Here is a 22,649-nt window from a genome sequence, read left to right as displayed (position 1 = left end):
AGCAACTGCTAGTGAAAGGTTTTGCTAGCCGCGCCGCCGCACGGGCGCGTGGTTGGCCCAATCAGGGTCGTAGCTGATGCCGCCAAACAGGTAGAGCATGAAGGTGCGGGAGTAGCGCAGGCTGAGCGGAGACAGCACCACCGTCACCAAAGCCACCGCCGACACATACACCCACGTGTCGGGGTCGCCGGCGAGGTAGTAGAGCAGCACGCCCACTATCAACATAATGCCCGTGCTGAAGGCAAAGCTGATGTACATAGCGCCCCAGTAGAAACCAGTTTCTGGTTCGTAGGCCTGCCCACACACGGGGCAGCGTTCGGGCATATCGGTGAAGTGCGAAAGATTGTAGGCGCCGTGCGTAAACAGCGGCCCCTGGTGGCAGCGTGGGCAGCGCTGAGCAAGCGAAGCAAGAACAGACGATTGGATAGGTTGCATAGGGCAGCAGGAAAAAAGAACGCGCAATAGCCATTCTACGCGCAATAAGAAGCTGTGGCTGGTTCTTGTAAGAAGAGTACCCCACAACAGGTGCAAAAGTACCTTGCCCGGCCCGAGTCTGCACGGACTACTTGCGGGCAACTACAGGACAAATCAACGGGTCCGCCGAAAGACTTCGGGCGTTTGGCCGCTGTATTTGCGGAAGTATCGGCTGAAGTAAGAGGCATCTTCGAAGCCCAAGGCTGCTGCTACCTGTGCCACCGACTGCGCCGAGTGCGTGAGTAGACGCTGTGCTTCCATCACTACCCGTTCGTGAATGAGAGAGCTAGCTGTTTTATTGAGTCGCTGTCGGCACACGGCGTTCAGGTGGTTGGCCGTGAGGTGCAGCAAGTGAGCGTAGGCGTGCACGGTGCGGTGCGTGCGAAAGTGCTGGTTGAGTAGGCGGCCAAATTCCCGGATTTGTGCTTCGCTGTGGCTGAGGGTAGGCAGAGCGGTATCGGGCTGGGCGTAGTGGCGGGTAGCCAGCTCTAGCAACAAGTGCAGGTAGGAACGAACTACTTCAGCCTGATTGGAATGGGCAGTGGTATTTTCTGCCAGCAGTCGGGCAAACAGCGGGTATAGCTCGGTTTCGTTGGGAACCAGGTAGAGAACGGGCAGCTGTGCGGGAGTGAAAAAAGGGTAATTAAACAGCTGATTCTCCGGATACCGAAACAGGTAGAAATCAGCCGTGAAAAAAACAATAATGCCCTGCACATCGGCAGATAGGTGCCAGCGGTGCACTTGGCCGGGCGCTATAAAAAACAAACTCCCCGGCCGCAGGTCGTACGTAACCAAATCGATGGTGTGCGTGCCGTGGCCGGCCGTTACGTATAGCAGCAGGTAGAAATCGTGGGCATGGGCTGTGGCAACGTGAGGAAAGTTGGCAACGTGTGTCTGTAGGTGCTCCACGTAATAGGGTCGCTGCACAGGTATGCCTGGAAAAGAAGCCAACCCCAGCACGGGAAGCGTTGTCGACAATTTCATGGGTGCAAGGTAGACTGGCGGCGCTATAGTAACGTAGCGGCCTAATTGCCTATGTCTCTCGCTGGCGGGTGCAGGCGGGTACCCAGCAGTTCTGGTGGCAGCCGGTGCAAACGGATGTAGCCGCCGGCAGCTCCACAACACGGCCGCATTCGGTGCAGGCATAGCTGCCGGGCTCCGTTACGTGTGCTTGCGCTGTTTTCAGCACCTCGGGCCAAATAGGTAGGCCAGGGCGCACGGGTTCGGTGGTGGGATAGAAAAAGACGCTGATTTCGCCGGTAGCCTCCATATACATTTTGCGCACCTGCCCCAGGTGCTCTACCTGCCGCTGGCGCAGCTCACCAAACAGCTCCTTATAGGTAAGGTTGTGCTTGCGAAACTCCTCTATGTCAATCACGCCGTCCTCAATCAGGCAGATGGTAGCACCTTCCAGCCAGTTGCTGAACTTTACCGACTTCTCGGTTATCCGGTTGAAAATCAGGTACAATGTGGGCACTACCACGAACACCACCGCCACGTGCAGCAGGGGCACATCTTGGTAGAACATGGCGTCGCCGCCGGCCGAGCCCAGGGCCAGAATGATGCTCAGCTCAAAGATGGACAACTGCCGCACGCCGCGCCTACCCGTTACGCGCAGAGCACCCAGCACCAGAAGGTAGGTGATGACGCAGCGCAACACAACTTCCCACAAAAAAGCCGGCGGCGCATCCTCGGACCACAACATGCGGTGCCAATCGAAAGGAGTAATCTGCTCCATAATAAACAAGCAAATAGCTACAAAACCCAACGGCCCGAACCACGCACGTGCGGATTCGGGCCGTTGGGTAGGGCTACTACGTAAACTCCTCAGTAAGCGCTGGCGTCGGTCAGGATTTTTACGTCGTCGGGGCTGAGCGTGAGGATGGTCGCCTTCATAATGTCACGCACCTGCTCCATGTTGGTAGCACTGGCAATGGGGGCCGTGAGGCCGGGTTGGGCCATAATCCAGGCGAGGGCCACCTGGGCCTGGGTGGCGTGGTGGCGTTCGGCTACCTCATCCAGAGCGGCCAGCACCTTGAAACCCCGGTCGTTCAGGTATTTCTTGCCGATGCCGCCACCGCGCTGGCTTTTCTGCAAGTCGTCTTCTGAGCGGTATTTGCCCGTGAGGAAGCCCGAAGCCAGGCCGTAATACGGAATCACGCCGATGCCGAACTCCTGCACCACAGGCAGCAATTGCTTCTCGAAGTCTTCCCGGTCGTAGAGGTTGTACTCGGGTTGCAGCGACTCGTAGCGGGGTAAGCCCTGGTCGGTGCTGGCTTGCAGGGCCGCACGCAGGCGCTCAGCCGAGAAGTTGCTGGCCCCAATGGCCCGGATTTTCCCTTCCTGAATCAGCTCGGCGTAGGCCTGCAAGGGCTCCTCTACGGGCAGCGTCTCGTCGTCTTTGTGCGACTGGTACAGGTCGATGTAGTCGGTTTGGAGGCGGCGCAGCGAGGCTTCCACCGACTTCTTAATGTAATCTTTGGCCAGGCCCTGGGAGCCGTCGCCCATCTGCATCCCTACCTTGGTGGCGATAATGATGTCGTCGCGGCGGTGGCGTTGTTGCAGCCACTTGCCAAGTATGGTTTCCGACTCGCCGCCCTGGTGGCCAGGCACCCACGCCGAGTACACGTTGGCCGTATCGATGGCGTTGCCGCCCTCGCCCACAAACGTGTCGAGTACGCGGAAAGAAGTTTGTTCATCGGCGGTCCAGCCAAATACGTTGCTGCCCAGCACCAGCGGGGCGATATACAGGCCAGAGCGGCCCAGTTCGCGTTTTTCCATGAGAAAGATTGAAAGAATAAGTGGGTAGGAACCGGGTAGGGCTCCGGGTAGTAGTACCCGATAGGCGAGCAATAAGTTTAGGCCGACGGGTCCAGCTCTATGCGCTTGCCGGGCACGTAGTCGTTGTAATCAGCCACTACCTGCCGCAGGATTTCCATGTCCCGCGGGCAGGCCGCGGCGAAGTCCTGCCAGTGCTGCAAGGTGAGTATGATGGGCATATCAGCAATGGCCACAATACTGTCCCAGAAGGCATCCCAGCTGACACCGTACCAGTCTTCAAACGCCAATTCCCGCTTGAAAAACATATGCAAATCGGCCTTGGTGGTGAGGCCGCGGAGGTCGAGGGTGAGGTGGGGAACGGGCATGGGCGGGTGGGTAGTTTCAGGATGTAGAGACGCATACTTGCGTCTCTACAGGGTATACAAATGACTTTTTACGCTACGTACTCCAGCACCCGCCAGCCGTGAGCTTCCACCGTCAGCGCCCTACCCGGCAACAGCTCCTCCGTGAGGCCGCTGAACACGTCGTACCAGGCATTGGTTACAGTGTCGGGTAGTTCCCATTCCAGCGGGGTAGGGGTGCTGTTTACCACCACCAGCACAGCCGCTTCTCCATGCCGACGCACAAAAGCATACGCCGTGTCCGGCGCCGGCAGCCGCTCGAATCGGCTTTCGCGCACGCCGTTGTGAAGCGCTGGGTGACGCTTTTTAAGCTGGAGTAGCGTGGTGTAGAAGGCCTGCAATGGGTAGTCATTCCAGTCAATGGTATCCCTGTCGAAGAAGGCGAGACGCTTGTTCAGGGCGGCTTCCTGACCGGTGTAGACCAGCGGCATACCCGGTAGCAGGGTGCACAGCACGGCGAAGGGTAGGGCGTTTTCGCCCAGGCGCTCGTACTCGGTGCCGTCCCAGCTGTTCACGTCGTGGTTGCTGGTGAAGTGCATCAGATACACATTACGCGGGTATTTGGCCCGTTCGGCGGCGAGGTAGGCATCTACCTCGCGCAGCGGTTGCTTGCCCTCAGCCACGTGGTCGAGGAAATAGTGGAGGCGCAGACCAAAGGTCATGTCAAAGGCGCGCTCTAGCAGGCGGGTGTTGCTGTTGAAGTTCTCCCAGGTTTGCCCGCCCGAGGGGTACAGCTCGTCCCACTCGGCCAGCATAAATACGGGTTTCACCTGATCCAGCTCCTGGCGGGCAGCATCCCAGAAATCGGTAGGCACTAGTCCGGCCACGTCGCAGCGGTAGCCGTCGATGTCGGCCTCGCGCACCCAGTAGAGCAGGGCGTCGGTCATATAGCGGCGCAGTTCCTGGCTGTGGTAGTCCAGGTCTACCACGTCTTCCCAATCAGGAATGGGCGGCACCATTTGGCCGTTTTCGTCTTTGGTGAACCACTCGGGGTGCTCGGTTACCAGCGGGTTGTCCCAACTGGTATGGTTGGCTACCCAGTCCAGAATCACGTGCATGTCCAGGCGGTGCGCTTCTTCTACCACATGGCGCAAATCATCCAGCGTACCGAACTCCGGATTCACCGCGAAGTAGTCACGCACGGCGTATTGGCTGCCCAGCGTGCCCTTGCGGTGCAACTCCCCAATCGGGTGAATCGGCATGAGCCACACAATGCCAACGCCCATTGCCGCCAGGCGCGGCAGGTGCTCGGCAAACGCCCGAAACGTGCCTTCGGGCGTGTACTGGCGCACGTTTACTTCGTAAATGCTGGCGTGCGCAGCCCACTCGGGGTGTTGAACCTGAAATAAATGCTCGTGCGGATGCGGGGTGAAATCGTGCATGAAAACAACGTTGACGGAAACGAAACGTACCGTCCTATACGCAAGAGCAGCCCGGAGGTCCGGTTCGGTCTGATTGTTTGCGCCTGCCGGTCCGACGCCATAGGCGTCCGACCGGCAGGCGTCGCTGACGTTGCTCCAACCTCCTGCTGACGCCTACTCCCCGCGGCGCAGGTATCAGCAACGGCAACCGGTCCGACGCCCTAGGCGTCCGACCGGCAACACCGTTTTACTCCTGTGCTGCCGCTTCCATCAGCTCATATACCTGGTACCCATGCGGCGTGAGCGAGACGCGGCTGCGGGCGCCCAGACGCAACGTCCGCTCACTGAAGATTTCGCGGTAGGTTCCTGCGGGCACCTGGGGTAGGCCAAACGCCTGCTCCTGGTCGGAGGGATTCACGCAGACCACCACCGTGGCGGTGCTTGGTGCACGGCTGCCGGTGCGACGCGCAGTAGCGGGCGTATCCGGGGTTGTAGTGGCCGAGTCGGTAGAGACCGTCTGGCCCTGGCGATAGAACGTATACACGCCAGCCGGCGTGGACAGGCGCTCGAAGGTAGCGCACGGGTCACCGTTGGTGAGGGCTGCGCTACGCTTTTTGAGTTGCAATAGCTTGGTGTAGAAGTCGCCCAGAGGGTAGGCGTTCCAGTCGATCTGGTCTTTGTCGAAGAACTTCAGGCGCCGTTCAAAGCCCGCTTCCTGCCCGCTATACACCATCGGAATGCCGGGTAGGGTAGTGGTGAGCACGGCCATAGCCAGCGCGTTTTCGCCCAGGCGTTCATACTCGGTGCCGTCCCAGCTGTTCACGTCATGGCTGCTGGTGAAATTCATCAGATAGATGCCCGCCGGGTATTTGGCGCGCTCCGCTTGCCGATAGGCGTCGATGGCCGCCACGGGCTGTTTGCCCTGGGCGATGCTGTCGAGCAAGTAGTGCAGGCGCAGGGCGTATGTGGCATCGAAAGCCTGTTCGAGCAGGTGGGTGTTGGGCGTGAACTCGCCGGCTTTCAGGAAGGGCGGGTGGTGCAGCTCGTCCCACTCGGCCAGCATAAATACGGGCTGAATTTTCTCCAGCTCCCGGCGCGTGTCGTTCCAGAAATCGGTGGGCACCAGGCCAGCCACATCGCACCGGAAGCCGTCGAACCCAGCGGTTTTCACCCAGTAGGTCATTGTTTCGGTCATATACTGGCGCAACTCCGGCTTGCTATAGTCGAGGTCGATAACGTCCTGCCAATCGGCTACGGGCGCCACAAACTGCCCTTGCGCATCTTTGGTGAACCACTCGGGATGTTGTTGGGCCAACTCGCTGTCCCAGCTGGTATGGTTGGCTACCCAGTCCAGAATCACGTGCATGCCCAGCCGGTGCGCTTCCTGAATTAGGTGCTGCAAATCAGCCATCGTACCTAATTCGGAGTTCACGGCGCGGTAGTCCTGGATAGAGTAGGGGCTGCCCAACGTGCCCTTGCGTTTTTCCACCCCGATGGGCTGCACTGGCATCAGCCACAAAATCCCTACCCCCATTTGCTGCAAGCGGGGCAAATGCGCCTCAAACGCCCGAAATGTGCCCGCAGGCGTGTACTGCCGCACATTCACCTGGTAGATGCTGGCGTGGGCCGCCCAGGCCGGGTGCTGAATGGTATAGGGTGCCGGCAGCGGCGGGCAGGTAGGGTTGGACTGACAAGCCACGAGAAACAGGCTTACAAACAGCAGAAGGCAGAAACGCATGCCGAAAAATAGTGCTTTTCGGATGTTATATGGTAATAGCGGGAGGCGTAAACAAAACTTTTATGTCTCCCGTGCAATCTGAAGGCTAGATGTGAGTCGTTCATAAAAACAACAGGATGCCGATGCACCTTAGCCGGCGCCTTTCAACATCATGACCCTTTCACCACCCTATACCTCCATCCTTAACTGAATGCGTAAACTTCGTTTTCTAGTAGCCGCTGCCGTTGGCCTCACGGCTGCTACTACCCAGGCCCAGGTTCAAACCCCCAACGCCGGCACCTACGACGCCCACACGCTGTTTTCGCCGCTGTTTCAGAACGACCCCGGCACCGCCTACCGCACGGGCGGCGGCCAGCCCGGCGCTTCCTACTGGCAAAACGCGGCCAGCTACCAGATCAGCGCTACGCTGGACGAAAAGCAGGAGCGAGTCAACGGCTCCGTCACCATCACCTATACCAACAACAGCCCCAGCGCCCTACCTTTCGTGTGGGTGCAACTCGATCAGAACCTGTTTAAGCGCACCTCCCGCGGCGCCCTGACGACGCCCATCCGCGGGGCCCGCAACGGCGCCCGCTTCGGCAACGCGGCCGATGAGCCCGCCGGTGGCGAAAGCCTCCAAACGGTGCGCATTGAGCTGCACGGCAAGAAAAGCACGGCCAAGTACGTGGTGACGGACACGCGCATGCAGATTCAGCTGCCCGAGGTCCTGAAGCCCAACGGCGATAAGCTGCGCATCAGCATCGACTACTCGTTCTACATCCCGGAGTACGGCTCCGACCGTCTGGGTCGTAAGCAGACGCCCAACGGCCAGATTTACGAAATAGCGCAGTGGTACCCGCGCATGGCCGTGTACGACGATGTGGAGGGCTGGAACACGCTGCCCTACCTCGGCGCGGGCGAGTTCTACCTCGAATACGGTGACTTCGACTATACCATCAACGTGCCCGCCAATTACATCGTGGGCGGCTCAGGCGAGTTGGTAAACCCCAAAGAAGTGCTGACCTCGACCCAACAGCAGCGCTTGCAACAGGCCACCAACTCCGACAAAACCGTGATGGTGCGCACCCCCGCCGAGGTGACGCAACCCAGCTCGCGTCCGGCCGGCAAAAACGGCCGCCTGACGTGGCACTTCCGCTGCCAGCAGGCCCGCGACGTGGCCTGGGCCGCCTCGCCGGCCTTCGTGTGGGACGCAGCCCGCATGAACCTGCCTAGCGGCAAGAAGTCGCTGGCTATGTCGCTCTACCCGCCCGAGGTGGCCGCCGATTCGGCCTGGGGGCGCTCCACGGAGTACGTGAAGCACAGCATCGAATACAACTCCAAGCAGTGGTTTGAATACACCTACCCCGTAGCGACCAACGTGGCGGGCATTGTGGGCGGCATGGAGTATCCGGGCATCGTGTTTTGCAGCGCCAACTCGAAGGGCGGCCGCCTGTGGAGCGTGACCGACCACGAGTTTGGCCACAACTGGTTTCCGATGATTGTGGGCTCCAACGAGCGCAAGTACCCATGGATGGACGAGGGCTTCAACACCTTCATCAACATCTACAGCACCCGCAACTTCAACAACGGCGAGTACAAGCCCAACAGCGACAGCGCCAAGTATATTCTGCCCTACCTGCTCCGGGTGCCCGATGCCGATGTGCCCTACACGGCACCCGACGTCACGCAATCCCAATATCTGGGCTTTGCGGCCTACTCCAAGCCGGCCTTCGGGCTGGTGCTGCTGCGCGAGGCCATCTTGGGGCCGGAGCGGTTCGACTACGCGTTTCGCACCTACATCAAGCGTTGGGCTTTCAAGCACCCTACCCCCAAAGACTTCTTCCGGACCATGGAAGACGTGGGCGGTGAAGATTTAGGCTGGTTTTGGAAGGAGTGGTTCCTGGAAAACTGGCTGCTCGACCAGGCCATTACCACCGTCAGCTACGTGAACCAGGACCCTGCCCAGGGTGCCCTCATCACCATCGAAAACAAGGACCGCGCCGCCATGCCGGTGTTTGTGGCCGTGCGTGAAAGCAATGGCAAGGTAGGGCGCGTGAAGCTACCCGTGGAAGTGTGGCAACGCGGCGGCACCTGGACGTTCCGTTACCCCTCCACCTCGCCCCTGGCTCTGGTGCTCCTCAACCCCGACAACCTACTGCCTGACGCGAACCCCAACAACAATTACTGGCTGCCGATGGAGCTTAAATAAGCTGATAGCTACTAGCTGTTGGCTGTTAGCTTTTTGTTCGATGGGAAGCTAACAGCCAACAACTAATAGTTATTAACCTTTCTTACTGAGCTCATAGCCGATAATGGCTGGCACATAAAACGTGACATCGGCCGCAAACTTGGCCAGCAGCACACCCCCGGCGAAGTTGCCTACCCACAGCGGCATGTAGTATAGGAGGGTAGGGCGAATCAGGAAGCTGTCGAGCACTTCGGCCACACCAAACTCAATCACCAGCGCCCGCAGGTTGCGTAGCAAATCCGAGGTAGTGTAGGTATGGCCAGTGGCCTGCAAGCGGCGCTGGGTGGTGCGCACGTCGCGGGCCAGAATCAGGCCGAAGTAGGCCACGTTGCCGGCCCAGGTGGCGGCGAGAGCAGCCGTGAGGCGTTGCTGAGTGAGCGTATAGGCCAGGGCCGCGCCCAGCAGCGTGGCTACCACCGAGGCCAGCTCGGCCGGCAGGTAGCGCCGCAACCACTCGCGTACGTGCTGCCGCATAGGGTAGGAGGTAAGCCAGCGCCGAAAAGGCCGTCTGGCGGGTCAGAATTGGTGGTCGAAGATAATGCTCCTATCTTGCCGGCTCAATTGGCGGCCTGTAACAGCCACCGTAAAGCGCCCGTAGAAAAACCGTTTTTCCTTCTTCAATTTCCCTGCTCATGTCTGTTACCTCCGATATCGAAAACACCATTGCCGCCATGGACAACGATCTGCACCGCGTGGACGCCACCGGTCTGCTCGACCAGTGGATCAACCGCCTGCAAGGTTTCGACGGCAAAATCAGCGCGTCGATGGTCGACGAAATGCGTCACCTGCGCGGCATGATTGGTGGCTCTACCAGCAGCGACATCACCAAAATTGCTGATTCCCTGCAAAACCTCTCCAACCTCACCGCCCAAGCTGCCTACGACGGCCACGGCTTCGAGTACGATGCCCTGCGTCACCTCAACCAGAAGCTGGCCTCCGCCGCCGGCCAGATCCGCACCGGGTTGTAGAGAGTGTTAAGTGTTGAAATTTGGATGTTGAGTTAGGCGCAAGAGCCTTTTCGACTTCAACGAAACCCGCCTGTCCTCCTGAGCAGAGCGAAGGACCTTATGCCAGTTGAACGACCATCGTACGAACGATTCGTTCCACCATAAGAAGATCCTTCGCTCTGCTCAGGATGACAGGCGGGTTTCGTTGGTTTACAACCTGTTAGTTTACAGCCACGCGCAGCTTGAACTCTCTGGTTAGGCCAGCTTCCGTGCGCAGATTGTGCGAGATGCGCAGCTTGTAAACTCCATCCTTCGGGGTAGAAACAGAAACTGTAGTGCCAAATGGCCCATTTGCTTCTCCATCGGGCTGAATCACCTGCGCGAAGCGGATATTCGGCAGTGAGTCTGGCGCCAGCAGCGTGGCAGAAAGCTTGCGTTTGCCCTGCACCGGAATACTGGCTATAAATTTCTGATTGACCGTTTTTTAACTCTCCCAACACGGTCACTGAGCTGTCGTTGGCCGGGAACGTAACTTGAACCGTGCTATCGGCGCGGGCGTCGATGACAGCTGAGGTAGGGGCCGTTTCGGGTGCCGGCGGGGTGGTATTTTCGGCTGATACGGTGGCGGTTTCGGAATTTGTGCTGCACGCCGCCAAGCAGAGGCCGAAGCCCAGGTACATCCATTTACTCATTGCTTTTCAGGTAGTAGGATAGATGAAAGAGTTTGGCTAATACCCCGCGGCCGTATCATCGCCCCGCGGGTCGGCACCGCCTTCCAGGCGGCCGTCGGGAAGCACCCGAATGGCCTCCACGCGGCCCCAGGCGGCGCGAGGTGCCAGTTTGTAGCCGTGGGCGCGGAGCGTATCGGCCGCGGCCGGAATCAGGGCGTCTTGCTCCACATCTATCTGGTCGGGGAGCCACTGGTGGTGCAGGCGCGGCGCGGCTACAGCCTGCTGCGGATTGAAACCGTAGTCCACCACGTTCAGAATGGTTTGCAACACGCTGGTAATGATAGTGCTGCCACCGGGGGTGCCCACCACCAGCTTCAACTGCCCATTTTGGGTGAGAATGGCCGGCGTCATGCTGGACAACATGCGCTTGCCGGGCTGAATGGCGTTGGCCGTGCCGCCCACCAGGCCGTAGGCGTTGGGCGTGCCGGCCTTGCTGCTGAAATCGTCCATTTCGTTGTTTAGAATAAAGCCTGCACCGGCTACTACCACCTTGCTACCATAGGCGCCATTGAGGGTAGTAGTGCAGGACACAGCATTGCCTTGGGCATCTACAATATTGTAGTGCGTAGTCTGGTCCGACTCGTAGCCGGGTAGACCCGCGCCGGCCTGCACCTGGGCGCTAGGGGTAGCCCGCACGGGTAGGGTAGTGGCCATGCGCTGCCGGTTGTAAGCGGAATCTAAAAGCTGTGTTACGGGCACGCGGCCGAAGTCCGGGTCGCCCAGGTAGGTGGCGCGGTCGGCGTACACGCGCCGTTCGGCCTCTGTTACCACGTGCACCTCTTGGGGCGTGTGCCAGCCCATGCGGCCCAAGTCGTAGGGCTGTAGCATTTGCAGCATTTGGAGCAGCGCCACGCCGCCGCTGCTGGGCGGCGGAAATGTTAGTACGTCGTAGCCGCGGTACTGGCCGTGCAGGGGCGTGCGCCACTTGGGTTGATAATCGGCTAAGTCTTGCTTGGTGATTAGGCCCTTGCCGCGCTGCATTTCAGCCACCACCAAATCGGCGGTCTGGCCTTGGTAGAAACCGGCGCGGCCCTGGTCGCGGATGCGGATGAGCGTTTGGGCCAGGTCGGGGTACTTGATGATGTCGCCCTCGGCCCAGGTGCCGCTGGTCTTAATGTACGCCGCATTGGGCGTGAACTTCGCAAACTCGGCGCGGGTGCGGTTGAGGCCAGCAGCTTCTTTAGTAGTCAGGCGCAGGCCATTGGTGGCTAGATCGATAGCCGGCTGCACTACTTCGCGCCAGGGCAGTTTGCCCAGCTTCTGGTGCAGCGCCTCCATGCCAGCTACCGTGCCGGGTACGCCTACCGCCAGGTGGCCCAAGGTGCTGCGGTTGGGCACCACGTTGCCCTGCGCATCGAGATACATATCGCGGGTAGCGGCGGCCGGCGCGGTTTCCCGGAAGTCGAGGGCGCCTTCCTGGCCATCGGCTCCGTGGTAGAGCAGGAAGCCGCCGCCGCCAATGTTGCCAGCCACGGGTAGGGCCACGGCGAGGGCAAACTGCACGGCCACAGCCGCATCGTAGGCATTGCCTCCCTTCCGCAAAATCTCAACCCCAATGCGCGTGGCCTCCGGGTGTGCCGATACCACCATGGCTTTATCCGTGACAACCGGCGAAACAGCGGGCGGACGAGCCGCCAACGACAGCGGCGCTATGGCCACGGTAGGCGTAGTAAACGGGGTAGTACGGCTGGTAGAACAAGCTGTTAGCGCGGCCAGCGCCAACGGGAGCAAACGAATTTTCATGCAGGCAAGGTAAGAGATGACCAGAGGTTGTCCTACTGCCGGAGGTAGGAAAAGGTGCAATGCCGCCCAGATAACTTGCTAGAGAAATAGTTTGCCAACTATATTTATTGCGTCAAATAAGTTACATAGTAATGAATAGGTATATGTGTTCTGATGAATTAGAATATATCCGGGAGGTACCGGGCCTGAAAGTAAGTTATGACCAAACAAACCAGTGGCTGTATGCCGATTGGTACGGCGAGCATACCCCTGAGTCTTCGGCCGTTGCATGCCAGCTAATGTTGGAAGTGGCACAGGAAAGGCGCTGCGCTAAAATCCTGAACGATAATTCCAACATCACCCACAGTACCGCTCGGATTACGGACGTAGGTTGGCAATGGATGCGTGACATCTACGCCTCTGGGGTGTACTATTTTGTGTGGGTGAGCCCAACGTCAGCCATGGACGAACAGATGCGTGAAAATGCGCTGCGTTCCAGCGGCCGCCCCTTTGTGGTGACGTTCCCGGACCTTGCTTCGGCGTGTAGCTGGTTGCTTCGGCAAGTGGTTTCCAAGGAGCAAGTAGGCGAGTAAGAAAGGCACGCGGCCAACCGTACGCGCCGCAATTCGTTGGTAGTCGTAGCTTTGCTATTCAACCCTTTCTGCCATGACCACCACCGAAACGACCGAGTCTACGCCCGCTGCGCCTACCCTGCCAATTGTTGCGCAAGACCCCTGGCTGACGCCCTATGAGCCGGTACTGCTGGCTCGCCAGGAGCGCCTGCGCCAGCGCCTGCACGAGATTGAGGCCCAGTGCGAATCGCTGAGCAAGTTTGCTCAGGCACACGAGCGCCTGGGTCTCAACTACGACGGCCGTCGCCGCGGCTATTGGTACCGCGAGTGGGCCCCCGCGGCCGAGGCGCTCTACCTCGTGGGCGACTTCAACGGCTGGGACCGGCAGGCCACACCCCTACAGAAAGGGCCAGATGGTGTGTGGGAACGGTTCTTTCCCGACCGCGAGTACCGCGACCGGCTCACCCACGGCAGCCGCTATAAAGTGCACGTGGTCACTTGGCGCGAGGCTAAAGACCGCCTGCCTGCCTACCTGCGCCGAGCCGTGCAGGACGAGGAAACCAAGGATTTCGCCGCCCAAATATGGCGCCCCGAGCAGCCCTTCCAGTGGACTGACCAGAAGTTTCGGGTGTCGAACTACGTGCGGGAGCCGTTTATTTACGAATGCCACGTAGGCATGGCCACCGAGGAAGGCCGCATTGGCACCTACCTAGAGTTTGCTGATACAGTATTGCCTCGTGTGCAAGCGCTAGGCTATAACTGCATTCAGCTGATGGCCGTGATGGAGCACCCCTACTACGGCTCGTTTGGGTACCACGTGGCCAACTTTTTTGGGGTGTCGTCGCGGTTTGGTACGCCCGAGGAGCTGAAGCATTTGGTAAACGAAGCGCACCGCCGGGGCATTGCCGTGCTGCTGGATGTGGTGCATTCCCACGCCGTGAAAAACGAGGCCGAGGGCCTGGCGAACTTCGATGGCTCCGGCGGGCAGTACTTCCACCAGGGCAGCCGGGGCGAGCATCCGGGATGGGATTCCCGCCTGTTCGACTACGGCAAACCCGAGGTGCAGCAGTTCTTGCTCAGTAACTTACGCTATTGGTTGGAGGAGTTTCACTTCGACGGTTTCCGGTTCGATGGAGTCACCAGCATGCTCTACCATCACCACGGCGAGGGGGTAGGCTTTGGCGACTACAGCCAGTATTTTGGGCCAGAGGTAGATGATGATGCCGTGCTTTACCTGCAACTGGCGGCCTCGCTGGTGCGAGAGCTGAAGCGAAGTGCTCTTTTGATTGCCGAGGACATGAGCGGCATGCCCGGCCTGTGCCGGCCCATTCCAGAGGGTGGCATCGGGTTCGACTACCGCCTGGCCATGGGCATTCCCGATTACTGGATCAAGCTGCTCAAGCACACCCGCGACGAGGACTGGAATCTGCATGACCTCTGGTACACGCTCACCAACCGTCGTCTGGGCGAGAAAACGGTAGCTTATGCCGAAAGCCACGACCAAGCCCTGGTAGGCGACAAAACGCTGGCCCATTGGCTGATGGATGCTGCTATCTACACCCACATGCAGAAAGACGACCCTGATCCCATTGTGGCGCGGGGCATGGCCCTGCATAAGCTCATTCGGATGACTACCCTAGCCTTGGGCGGCGAGGCCTACCTCAACTTCATCGGCAATGAGTTTGGGCATCCGGAGTGGGTCGATTTTCCGCGGGCCGGCAACAACTGGAGCCACCACTATGCCCGCCGGCAATGGTCGCTGGCTAATAATCCTGACCTGAAATTCCAATACCTGCAAGCTTTCGACGAGGCGATGGTAGGGCTGGCCCGCACCGAGCGCCTGCTGGCTGCCGGTCCTGCCCGCGAGCTGAACATCGACACCACCAACCAAGTACTGGCCTTCGAGCGGGGCGGATTGGTATTCGTGTTCAACTTCCACATCAACAACAGCGTGCCCGACTACCGTTTCTACGTGCCCGAGCCCGGCCGCTACCGCCTACTACTCAACTCCGACGACGCCCGTTTCGACGGCTTCAATCGCATCAACGACGACGGCATCTACTTCACCCAGCCCGACGAGGAAAGCACCGGCCAGCAGCTGAGCATCTACGCCATCAACCGCGCCGTGCTCGTCTTCAAGCGTGAGGATTAGAGGTATGGGTGTGAGGGTGGTAATAGAAGTAATAGAACGCCTGTCATCCTGAGCACAGCGAAGGACCTTATCACGCGTGAACGACCGACGTAGCAACGACTCGTTCTGCGGGTATAAGGTCCTTCGCTGTGCTCAGGATGACAGGCGTTCTATTACTACCCTCACACCCATATCCTTAGTCAAACCGATCCAGGATTTCTTGGATGCGCTGGCGGCGGGCGTCTGCCGATTTGGCCCGGCCTACCCACTGACTTAGCTCCTTGCGTTCGGGGTAGGGCAGCTCGTTGAACTGCGCTTGCAGGCCCGTGCTGCGGAGCGCCTGGGCCAGGGGCTTGGGAAGCTCCAGGGTTTCTTCCGTGTCGGGGCGGAGTACTACGTGTACGATTTCAGGCCAGTTTTTGTCGATGGCTCTGCGCACTTCCTTGGGTACGCGCAACTCGTGCTGACCCGCATCGGCGGGCGTCAGCGACAGGCGAATCGGGAAGCCGTCGATGGTGCCGATGATGGCAAACGGGCCTTTGGCGCCATACACCTCGGCCACGCTAAAGGGTAGTAGCAAGTATACGCCGCCGTCGGTGTCGTGCAGCTCCAGGGCGGCCTCAAAGGATTGTTCCAGGGAAGAAGTCATGGACAAAGATACGGGGGGCCGACTGAATCCAGTCGGCCCCCCGTTTTCCTTAGCGCTGATTGCGAATTGTGAAATGATCGAACGCCACCGTCACATCGGTAGGTCCCTGCGCCAGCAGCCCTACCCGGATGCCCCGGTCCCACGGTGGCAGGTAGGTACCGTTGATAGCGAAGCTGTCCAGCGGCATCGGCTCCCAGGTCACGCCATTCAGGCTGTAGGAGAAGCGGTAGCGTTGTCCTCCCCACGCCTCCACGCGCAGCCCTAGGTTGCGGTTTGGCTCCACAGCTACTTCCGTCAGGCACTGCGAAACGCCATTTTTAACGTGCCAGAGCTGTAGTTTGTCGTTGCTAGCCATCAAGGCCAGGGCATTGTGCGGGTCGCCTACTGCCGTAAGGCCGGCAAACGTACCGATGGGTAGCACAGCCGCATTGAGAGCCGTAGTAGCCTTGTAGGTAGCCGCGTAGGTGCGTTGGGCCACCAGGGCGCCCAACTCATCGGGGCAGGCTTGCAACAACAACTGCCCGTCGCCAATGCCCACCACGGGCTTCTTGCCAATGGGCCACTGCCATGTTTCGGCCAGGTGGTTGCCGGCAAACGTGTCGGTGAGGTTTAGGCGGCTTACGTTTTGTAGCGGAGCGGCTTGCGGGCTGTTGCCCTCAAACTCCGGCCAGCCCTCGGCATTCCAGCTGAACTCGCTGAGAATGCCCTGCCGGCCCACAAACTCGTGGCTGCTGGCGTGATAGGCGTGGTGCAGCAGAAACCAACGGCCGTCGTACTCGGCTACCGTGCCGTGGCCGGGACAGCTCCATACCTTGTTTTTCTTCAGAATGGGGTTCTGCGGGCATTTCTCCCACGGCCCCAGCAGCTGGCGGGCACGGGCCACGCCCGTAGCATAGGTGCAGCCGCTGCCGCAGCAGCCGTTGCCGGCGTAGAACATATAGAAATACCCATCGTGTTGGGCAAAGGCCGAGCCTTCTACCAGGTTGCCTTCCCAGGGCACATCGTTGCGAAATAGCTCCACCGGCGCGTCGCCCAGCAGGGCCGTGCGCTCCTCGTTCAGGCGCTGGGCCCACAAGGGGGTAGGGTTGCCGTAGGCGTTGGCGTCTTCCTTCCACACCAAGTACAACTCGCCGTTTTCATCCCGAATCGGAAAGCCGTCGATAGAACCCTGGGCCTGGCCTACCAGTGGGCCATGGTCGAGGTAGGGACCGGCGGGGTCGTCGGCCGAGGCCATGGCTACGCACAGCGGGCCACCCTTCTGGCGGGCAGTATAGCAGATGTATGTTTTGCCGTCTTCGTAGCTGATTTCGGGTGCCCAGAAACTGGCTTCGGCCCACTCTGGCTTATCAGCAAACACGTGGCTGACCAACTCCCAGTCCACTAGGTTGGTCGATTTGAATAAGGGAAAAACAGGACCCCACTCGGCCGAGGTAGCGCTGGCCCAGTACATGTCCCCGATTTTAGTAACGGTCGGGTCCGGGAAGTCGCCGGGGAGTACTACGTTGGCGTAGGTGGTGCGCGGCTCGGTGGCCACGGGTGGCGCTACGCTGAGGGTAGGGGTAGAGTCGGTAGGCACCTGCCCCCGGCACTCCGCCGAATAATCGGATGGCAGAGCCAACGGACGGGCTTCATTTTCGAAAGCAAAAGACACGATGAGAGGAGGCTAGGGTGGAAGCCATATACCTGACTGCAACCGGTAACTTCAAAAAGTCCAACCGCATCAGGACTGCTCAGGGAGGGGTTGAGCAGGTAGTACGCATAGGCAATAGCGTCTACCCTGCTAGTAATAGCAAAGCCTATACCAGCAGTAAGGCCAGTGTGGCTCTGCTGGGTATCTTCATTACTTAAAACGCAGATAGTAAAAAGGTTATACTAAGTGAATTAATGAGATTGCAAGCAACATCAGACCCTGCGAGGCGTATTAAGAATTATATATATTGTGACTGTGCGCCATGGAATTACAACCCTTATTCGAAACCCCTAATTTTACAATTGCGCACGATGATTTGCACCACTGGCTCTACATATCCTGGCGCGGCGAATATGACTGCACGGCAGTCATTACGGGCTGTATCCTTATTCTACGGCACATAGAGCTGACCAAATCGCAGAAAATTCTGAACGACAGCAGCCAGGTGCTAGACGGTTGGAATGAAGTGACCCGTTGGGTAGGAGAGTCGTTTTTTCAGGAGCTCGCTAACCATGGTGTACGGGCCGTGGCTTGGGTGAAGGCGGAAGACTGGCCGGCCAAGGCTGCCATCAACGAAGCCATGCAGTATGTGTCTCAACCCCTGGCCGATACCTTTGATGATACTGTGGCGGCCTGTCGCTGGCTGGAAAATATCCGGTGAAACACACCTTATCTATACACAAAAAGCCCGGCTGATGCATGTCAGCCAGGCTTTTTGCGTGGAGAAAAACAAGTTATACGGTTGCTAGAACCACATCTTCCAATACTTGGCGTAGGCCTTCGGTCAGGCTATCGGGTTGGAGGTGTACGCGCTGGGTAGGGAGGCCGTACTTGGTGATGAGACGCTCCTGCAGCTCGGCAGTAGCAGCCAGCACCAAGTCGGCGCGGCGCAGGGCCAGGCGCTCCAGCTCCATAATCCAGCCCCGATCGAGGGGGGTGTCGCGGTCGGCGGCCAGCGTGTGCACATGCAGCACTAGCGGGTGGCCCGTGAGCTGCCGGATTTCCAAACCAGCCAGCCAAGCGGGCCAGTCGGCGGCGTAGGTCACGGCAAACTGTTCCTGCAACGCCAGACGGGTAGCAAAGCGGGCGTACTGAATCACCCGAAAGTTCAGGTCACCACCGTCGCCGGCGTGGGCGCTCAGCACGGCCAGCGCCTCGGAGGGAGCCGAGCGCTCAGCAGATGCTGGCGCAGAAGTGGGCACTGTTTCCACATCTTCCTTTCCCTGATCCAAATCGTTGGCTTCGGCGGCGTCAGGCTCGCCACCGGTAGCGGCAAATGCATCGGCATCCAGCAAAGCCGATGCAGAGTCGGTAAGGGCCGAATCGGTGGCGGGCGCAAAGGGCTGCGCTACTTCATCAATAGAATGCTCGGCACCCACGTATGGAAAGCTAGGGTAGGCCACCGGGGTAAGCTGCTCAGAAGGTAGGTAGGCATCGGCGGCGTTGAGCTCGGCCAGCGTCAGGTTGCCAATGCCGGTGACGTGTGCCTCGGCGGGCAATTCCGTGTCGCTGGCCGGCAAATGCGGCAGCAGCACCGCCAATTGCGTGTAGGGGGCCAGTGCCCGCGCCAGCTCCAGGGTGTCGGGAGTAGCCACATCTCCGGTCGGATAGGCGTTGTCCCAGCCCAGCAGCAATACCTTCAGATTGTTCATTTTCATAAGCAGCAGAAACCGGATTAGACCGGCACTAGGGTAGATAAAGCCAGTACAGATGACCATCGACCTGCTTTTAGGCAGGCCTGGCCTAATGTTAGATAAAATTCGGGGGAATCAGTTTTACCTTGCGAACTTATGCAGATGGCACCAGCTTTGCCACGCTTTTTTTTGATTCTCTTCTCCCGACCCCGCAACGGCCTTTATGTTTCAGGAAAATAATTACATGGTAAACGACCTGGCGGCACGCGCGCGCCAGGAATTTCGTCCGGGACAGGTAGTAGCGTGCGAGCAACAAGGCAGCGATTTTTTGTTTACCTGCGACAACGGCGTACGGTTGCGCTTGCACGTCATTAATGACAAAATTCTGCGCTTTCGCTACGCCACCGACGGCCAGTTTGCGCCCGATTTCAGCTACGCCCTGCCACCCGACCAAACCCGCACGGCGCCCGAGCTGCTGGAGTTCCGCGAGAAGTCCGACCACTACCGCATCACCACGGCCCGCCTGATTTGCGTGCTAGGCAAAGAAAACCTGCACACCCGCATCCTGGACCGCTCCGGCACGGTGCTCTGCGAGGACGATAAGGGATTTCACTGGCAGTACAACGACGACACCGGCAACGACCTGGTGCTCATGAGCAAGCAGGTGCAGAGTGGCGTGTGCTACTACGGCCTCGGCGACAAGCCCGCCAACATGAACCTGCGCGGCTCGCGCTTCACCAACTGGGGCACCGACACCTACGGCTACGTGAAGGGCTCCGACCCGCTCTACAAGAACATTCCGTTTTACTTGGAGCTGCAACAGAAAATCGCCCACGGCATTTTCTTCGACAACACCTTCAAGAGCTACTTCGACTTTGCCGCTGAGCGGGCTGATGTAACCAGTTTTTGGGCCGATGGTGGTGAGATGAACTACTACTTCATCTACGGTCCTACCTTGTTGGAAGTCAGCCAGGAGTATACGCGCCTCACGGGGCCGCCCGAGCTGCCCCCGCTGTGGGCGCTGGGCTACCACCAGTGCAAGTGGAGCTACTTTCCCGAGCAGAAGTTCCGCGACATCGCGCAGGGCTTCCGGGAGCGGCAGATTCCATGCGACGCGCTCTACCTCGACATCGACTACATGGACGGCTACCGGTGCTTCACCTGGTCGCCTACCCACTTCCCCGAGCCCGCCAAGATGGTGCGGGAGCTGGCTGAGGATGGCTTTAAAACCGTGGTCATCATCGACCCCGGCATCAAAATCGACCCCAGCTACGAGGTATACACCGAGGCGCTGGAGAAGGACTACTTCTGTCGCCGTGCCGATGGGCCGCTGATGAAGGGCTCGGTGTGGCCCGGCCTCTGCAACTTCCCTGACTACACGCGCCCCGCCGTGCGCGAGTGGTGGGCGGGCTTGTTCAAGGGCTTAATTCAGGATATTGGGGTGAAGGGCGTGTGGAATGACATGAACGAGCCGGCTGTATTCGAAACTGGCACCTTCCCCAATGATGTGCGCTTTGATTACGACGGTCACGCAGGTTCGCACCGCAAGGCGCACAACGTGTATGGCATGCAGATGGCCCGCGCCACCAACGCCGGCGTGAAGCGCTTTGCTTACCCCAACCGGCCCTTCACCATCACGCGCTCCACCTATTCTGGCGGGCAGCGCTACTCCTCCGGCTGGACCGGCGACAACCTGGCTTCCTGGGAGCACCTGTGGCTGGCTAATATTCAGTGCCAGCGTCTGAGTATCAGTGGGTTTTCGTTTATTGGCAGTGATGTAGGGGGCTTTATCGATACGCCCGACGGTGAGTTGTACGCCCGCTGGATTGCGCTGGCGGCCTTCCACCCGTTCTTCCGCACGCACAGTTCCGGCGACCACGGCGACCAGGAGCCCTGGAGCTTCGGCGACCAGGTGACGGACCTGGCGCGTCACTTTATTTCGCTGCGCTACCGCTTGCTGCCCTACATGTACACCGCCTTCTGGCAGTACGTGCAGGAGGGCACACCCATGTTGCGCCCGTTGGTATTCCTCGATCAGAATGACACCAACACCTACCTGCGCATGGCCGAGTTTGCCCTCGGCGACAACCTGCTGGTGTGCCCCATCACCACGCCCGGCGTAGACGGCCGCTGGATGTACCTCCCCACCGGCGACTGGTACTACTGGTGGACCGACGAAGTAAAAGCTGGCGGCGCCGAAGTGTGGGCCGTAGCCAACCTCGACCGAATTCCGCTGTTTGTGAAAGCCGGCGCCGTGGTGCCGTTGGCGCCCGTATTGCAGTACGTGGGCCAAGCGCCCATCGAGCAACTGACGTTGCACGTGTACTTCAAAAACGGCACTGCCGAAAGCGTACACTACGACGATGGCGGCGAGGGCTACGCCTACCAGGAAGCCGGCCAGCAAACCGTGCGCCGCTTCACAGTAGCCGGCTCGGCGCAGGGCCTGCTGCTCACGCAAGCCATCGAAGGCCCTTACCAGCCCAGCTATACTACTTATCAGGTGGTATTCCACGGCCTGCCCACGGCAACCGTGCAGGTAGAGGCTGATGGTAATACGTTGGCTTTAAGTGACTACGCCGCCGAAAGCAACGCTACCCTACCCAGTATGATAGTGGATGCCAGCTTCGGCGAAATCGTGGTGAAGCTGGCGGCGGAGTAACGCCTAGCATCTGCCGGACCGGCAAGCGTCATCTGTATCGCAAGGCCCGCTATCAACCGATGGCGGGCCTTGTTGCGTGTGGTGCCGGTCGGAACGACAACGTGGTGGCCACAGGTGCGGCATCAAGCGCCAGAATTTGTGCTTGGTAGGCGGCCGGCAGCAGCAACGACCGAAGCCAGCGCCCCAGCGCTACCCGTTGGGCCAGACGGTAGGCGGGTAGGGAGATGCGTAGCCAAGCCGCGTTGGGTAGCGATAGTAGCGTGCGCACATGGGGCGGCACTACCAGGCGTTGGCCAGCCAGTACCAATTGGTACCGAAAAGTCCCGAGGTGCTTGCGGTATTGACGGTATAGGTCGGTGGTGTAGGCGCTGTGTGCCAGGTCGTTGGCTAGGTGATACTCCCGGGTAGGAAGCCAGGAGGCATAGGTATACGGAAGCTCTGGGATGCCCATGCGCTGGCCCACGCGGCAGAATACCGTCACTACCTCGTCCTTTTCCGCTTCCGTCATAGGCCGTTCCAGCACTTCAAAGGCCCGGATGGAGTAGTGAATCAGCATGAACAACACGTCGCGGTAGGCCCAGTCGGGGATGGCTATGCCCCGGTTTTGCTCCACCGCGCCGTGAATGGCGGCAATGGTATCGATGGCCCGCTCGGCGGCGTGGCGTTCCGCGAATACAATCTTGCGGGCGTACTCCACCGTCGAAAACAGTCGGCCCAGCGGGTCGGAGGGTAGGCGGCCAGTGAAGTACAGCCAATCTACGGCCTTGTTGAGCGCAAACTCGGCTGCTGCCCCGGCAAAAATGAACAGAATCGTGTCGCCTTTTCCCCAGATGCGGCGCACAATGGAATCCGGCGCAACAAAATAATCCATAGCGTATTTTTTGATATTTAAAGTACTTTGTAATGCAAAGTTAAGTTACATTTGTGAGAAC

At 59.4% G+C, this 22,649-nt stretch carries 20 protein-coding genes; 6 read left to right on the top strand and 14 right to left on the bottom strand.

Translation table 11 applies throughout. From position 1 onward, the window contains the following. Window positions 1–24 precede the first annotated feature (24 nt). The 7 genes from F1C16_RS11740 to F1C16_RS11710 all read right to left on the bottom strand — a co-directional run bounded on the left by F1C16_RS11740 (window position 25) and on the right by F1C16_RS11710 (window position 6,755). Complete coding sequence (locus tag F1C16_RS11740; RefSeq protein ID WP_243900330.1) at window positions 25–435, bottom strand: DUF983 domain-containing protein; 411 nt, start codon at window positions 433–435, stop codon at window positions 25–27. 153 nt (window positions 436–588) lie between these two features. Next, the gene (locus tag F1C16_RS11735) at window positions 589–1,458 is read right to left on the bottom strand and encodes a helix-turn-helix transcriptional regulator (protein ID WP_185280838.1); all 870 of its coding nucleotides are present in this window, start codon (window positions 1,456–1,458) and stop codon (window positions 589–591) included. Between the two features lie 49 nt (window positions 1,459–1,507). Beyond that, window positions 1,508–2,212, bottom strand: coding sequence for a DUF421 domain-containing protein (locus F1C16_RS11730; protein WP_185280837.1), 705 nt, complete (start codon window positions 2,210–2,212; stop codon window positions 1,508–1,510). Window positions 2,213–2,301: 89 nt separating this feature from the next. Beyond that, window positions 2,302–3,255 (bottom strand): aldo/keto reductase, encoded by a 954-nt coding sequence (locus F1C16_RS11725; protein ID WP_185280836.1) that lies wholly within the window; start codon window positions 3,253–3,255, stop codon window positions 2,302–2,304. Between the two features lie 77 nt (window positions 3,256–3,332). Continuing rightward, window positions 3,333–3,620 (bottom strand): barstar family protein, encoded by a 288-nt coding sequence (locus F1C16_RS11720; protein WP_185280835.1) that lies wholly within the window; start codon window positions 3,618–3,620, stop codon window positions 3,333–3,335. Window positions 3,621–3,688: 68 nt separating this feature from the next. Continuing rightward, window positions 3,689–5,038, bottom strand: a complete 1,350-nt coding sequence (locus F1C16_RS11715) for an alpha-amylase family glycosyl hydrolase (protein ID WP_185280834.1) — start codon at window positions 5,036–5,038, stop codon at window positions 3,689–3,691. A 226-nt stretch (window positions 5,039–5,264) separates the two neighbouring features. Then, complete coding sequence (locus F1C16_RS11710; protein WP_185280833.1) at window positions 5,265–6,755, bottom strand: alpha-amylase family glycosyl hydrolase; 1,491 nt, start codon at window positions 6,753–6,755, stop codon at window positions 5,265–5,267. Between the two features lie 190 nt (window positions 6,756–6,945). On the opposite strand from F1C16_RS11710, the gene F1C16_RS11705 reads away from it, so the two are divergent. Further along, on the top strand, window positions 6,946–8,943 hold the full coding sequence (locus tag F1C16_RS11705; protein WP_185280832.1) for a M1 family metallopeptidase: 1,998 nt from the start codon (window positions 6,946–6,948) through the stop codon (window positions 8,941–8,943). Window positions 8,944–9,015: 72 nt separating this feature from the next. On the opposite strand, the gene F1C16_RS11700 is transcribed toward F1C16_RS11705, so the two are convergent. After that, entirely contained in the window at window positions 9,016–9,456 is a 441-nt protein-coding gene (locus tag F1C16_RS11700) for a hypothetical protein (RefSeq protein WP_185280831.1), read from the bottom strand. A gap of 158 nt (window positions 9,457–9,614) precedes the next feature. Between F1C16_RS11700 and F1C16_RS11695 the strand changes: the two genes are divergently transcribed. Continuing rightward, a complete protein-coding gene (locus tag F1C16_RS11695; RefSeq protein ID WP_185280830.1) occupies window positions 9,615–9,950 on the top strand; it encodes a hypothetical protein in 336 nt (111 codons plus the stop codon). 199 nt (window positions 9,951–10,149) lie between these two features. On the opposite strand, the gene F1C16_RS11690 is transcribed toward F1C16_RS11695, so the two are convergent. Together F1C16_RS11690 and ggt are read right to left on the bottom strand one after the other, a co-directional pair. Then, window positions 10,150–10,377 carry a hypothetical protein gene (locus F1C16_RS11690; RefSeq protein ID WP_185280829.1) on the bottom strand — a complete coding sequence of 76 codons (228 nt, stop codon included), beginning with the start codon at window positions 10,375–10,377 and terminating at the stop codon, window positions 10,150–10,152. Between the two features lie 280 nt (window positions 10,378–10,657). Beyond that, entirely contained in the window at window positions 10,658–12,403 is a 1,746-nt protein-coding gene (ggt, locus tag F1C16_RS11685) for a gamma-glutamyltransferase (RefSeq protein ID WP_258048887.1), read from the bottom strand. Between the two features lie 143 nt (window positions 12,404–12,546). On the opposite strand from ggt, the gene F1C16_RS11680 reads away from it, so the two are divergent. Both F1C16_RS11680 and F1C16_RS11675 read left to right on the top strand, forming a co-directional pair. After that, window positions 12,547–12,975, top strand: coding sequence for a hypothetical protein (locus F1C16_RS11680; protein WP_185280828.1), 429 nt, complete (start codon window positions 12,547–12,549; stop codon window positions 12,973–12,975). 73 nt (window positions 12,976–13,048) lie between these two features. Beyond that, the gene (locus F1C16_RS11675) at window positions 13,049–15,106 is read left to right on the top strand and encodes an alpha amylase C-terminal domain-containing protein (protein ID WP_185280827.1); all 2,058 of its coding nucleotides are present in this window, start codon (window positions 13,049–13,051) and stop codon (window positions 15,104–15,106) included. A gap of 175 nt (window positions 15,107–15,281) precedes the next feature. Here the strand turns inward: F1C16_RS11675 and F1C16_RS11670 are convergent, their stop codons facing one another. Beyond that, complete coding sequence (locus tag F1C16_RS11670) at window positions 15,282–15,734, bottom strand: YdeI/OmpD-associated family protein (RefSeq protein WP_185280826.1); 453 nt, start codon at window positions 15,732–15,734, stop codon at window positions 15,282–15,284. Between the two features lie 49 nt (window positions 15,735–15,783). After that, window positions 15,784–17,385: a family 43 glycosylhydrolase gene (locus F1C16_RS11665; protein WP_185280825.1), complete on the bottom strand. Its 1,602-nt coding sequence runs from the start codon at window positions 17,383–17,385 to the stop codon at window positions 15,784–15,786. A 301-nt stretch (window positions 17,386–17,686) separates the two neighbouring features. Here F1C16_RS11665 and F1C16_RS11660 point away from each other — a divergent pair, with 301 nt between their 5' ends. Beyond that, window positions 17,687–18,085 carry a hypothetical protein gene (locus F1C16_RS11660; RefSeq protein WP_185280824.1) on the top strand — a complete coding sequence of 133 codons (399 nt, stop codon included), beginning with the start codon at window positions 17,687–17,689 and terminating at the stop codon, window positions 18,083–18,085. A gap of 73 nt (window positions 18,086–18,158) precedes the next feature. On the opposite strand, the gene F1C16_RS11655 is transcribed toward F1C16_RS11660, so the two are convergent. Next, window positions 18,159–19,076 (bottom strand): glycosyltransferase, encoded by a 918-nt coding sequence (locus F1C16_RS11655; RefSeq protein WP_185280823.1) that lies wholly within the window; start codon window positions 19,074–19,076, stop codon window positions 18,159–18,161. Between the two features lie 205 nt (window positions 19,077–19,281). Between F1C16_RS11655 and F1C16_RS11650 the strand changes: the two genes are divergently transcribed. Further along, on the top strand, window positions 19,282–21,717 hold the full coding sequence (locus F1C16_RS11650; protein WP_258048886.1) for a glycoside hydrolase family 31 protein: 2,436 nt from the start codon (window positions 19,282–19,284) through the stop codon (window positions 21,715–21,717). Window positions 21,718–21,769: 52 nt separating this feature from the next. Here the strand turns inward: F1C16_RS11650 and F1C16_RS11645 are convergent, their stop codons facing one another. Beyond that, window positions 21,770–22,588 carry an oxygenase MpaB family protein gene (locus F1C16_RS11645; RefSeq protein ID WP_185280822.1) on the bottom strand — a complete coding sequence of 273 codons (819 nt, stop codon included), beginning with the start codon at window positions 22,586–22,588 and terminating at the stop codon, window positions 21,770–21,772. Between the last annotated feature and the right edge of the window lie 61 nt (window positions 22,589–22,649).

It is taken from the genome of Hymenobacter sp. NBH84, from assembly GCF_014217645.1.
GTDB lineage: Bacteria > Bacteroidota > Bacteroidia > Cytophagales > Hymenobacteraceae > Hymenobacter > Hymenobacter profundi.
Note: the sequence above shows the minus strand (reverse complement) of the source record. Positions and strands in the feature narration are given on the sequence as shown.

Bases quoted from the DNA above. Each gene is read 5' to 3' on its own strand.
- F1C16_RS11700 (WP_185280831.1), bottom strand. From the start codon at position 9,456: ATGCGGCAGCACGTACGCGAGTGGTTGCGGCGCTACCTGCCGGCCGAG.
- F1C16_RS11650 (WP_258048886.1), top strand. From the start codon at position 19,282: ATGTTTCAGGAAAATAATTACATGGTAAACGACCTGGCGGCACGCGCG.
- ggt (WP_258048887.1), bottom strand. From the start codon at position 12,403: ATGAAAATTCGTTTGCTCCCGTTGGCGCTGGCCGCGCTAACAGCTTGT.
- F1C16_RS11730 (WP_185280837.1), bottom strand. From the start codon at position 2,212: ATGGAGCAGATTACTCCTTTCGATTGGCACCGCATGTTGTGGTCCGAG.
- F1C16_RS11680 (WP_185280828.1), top strand. From the start codon at position 12,547: ATGTGTTCTGATGAATTAGAATATATCCGGGAGGTACCGGGCCTGAAA.
- F1C16_RS11740 (WP_243900330.1), bottom strand. From the start codon at position 435: ATGCAACCTATCCAATCGTCTGTTCTTGCTTCGCTTGCTCAGCGCTGC.
- F1C16_RS11670 (WP_185280826.1), bottom strand. From the start codon at position 15,734: ATGACTTCTTCCCTGGAACAATCCTTTGAGGCCGCCCTGGAGCTGCAC.
- F1C16_RS11645 (WP_185280822.1), bottom strand. From the start codon at position 22,588: ATGGATTATTTTGTTGCGCCGGATTCCATTGTGCGCCGCATCTGGGGA.
- F1C16_RS11675 (WP_185280827.1), top strand. From the start codon at position 13,049: ATGACCACCACCGAAACGACCGAGTCTACGCCCGCTGCGCCTACCCTG.
- F1C16_RS11660 (WP_185280824.1), top strand. From the start codon at position 17,687: ATGGAATTACAACCCTTATTCGAAACCCCTAATTTTACAATTGCGCAC.
- F1C16_RS11710 (WP_185280833.1), bottom strand. From the start codon at position 6,755: ATGCGTTTCTGCCTTCTGCTGTTTGTAAGCCTGTTTCTCGTGGCTTGT.
- F1C16_RS11695 (WP_185280830.1), top strand. From the start codon at position 9,615: ATGTCTGTTACCTCCGATATCGAAAACACCATTGCCGCCATGGACAAC.
- F1C16_RS11720 (WP_185280835.1), bottom strand. From the start codon at position 3,620: ATGCCCGTTCCCCACCTCACCCTCGACCTCCGCGGCCTCACCACCAAG.
- F1C16_RS11735 (WP_185280838.1), bottom strand. From the start codon at position 1,458: ATGAAATTGTCGACAACGCTTCCCGTGCTGGGGTTGGCTTCTTTTCCA.
- F1C16_RS11725 (WP_185280836.1), bottom strand. From the start codon at position 3,255: ATGGAAAAACGCGAACTGGGCCGCTCTGGCCTGTATATCGCCCCGCTG.
- F1C16_RS11715 (WP_185280834.1), bottom strand. From the start codon at position 5,038: ATGCACGATTTCACCCCGCATCCGCACGAGCATTTATTTCAGGTTCAA.
- F1C16_RS11655 (WP_185280823.1), bottom strand. From the start codon at position 19,076: ATGAACAATCTGAAGGTATTGCTGCTGGGCTGGGACAACGCCTATCCG.
- F1C16_RS11705 (WP_185280832.1), top strand. From the start codon at position 6,946: ATGCGTAAACTTCGTTTTCTAGTAGCCGCTGCCGTTGGCCTCACGGCT.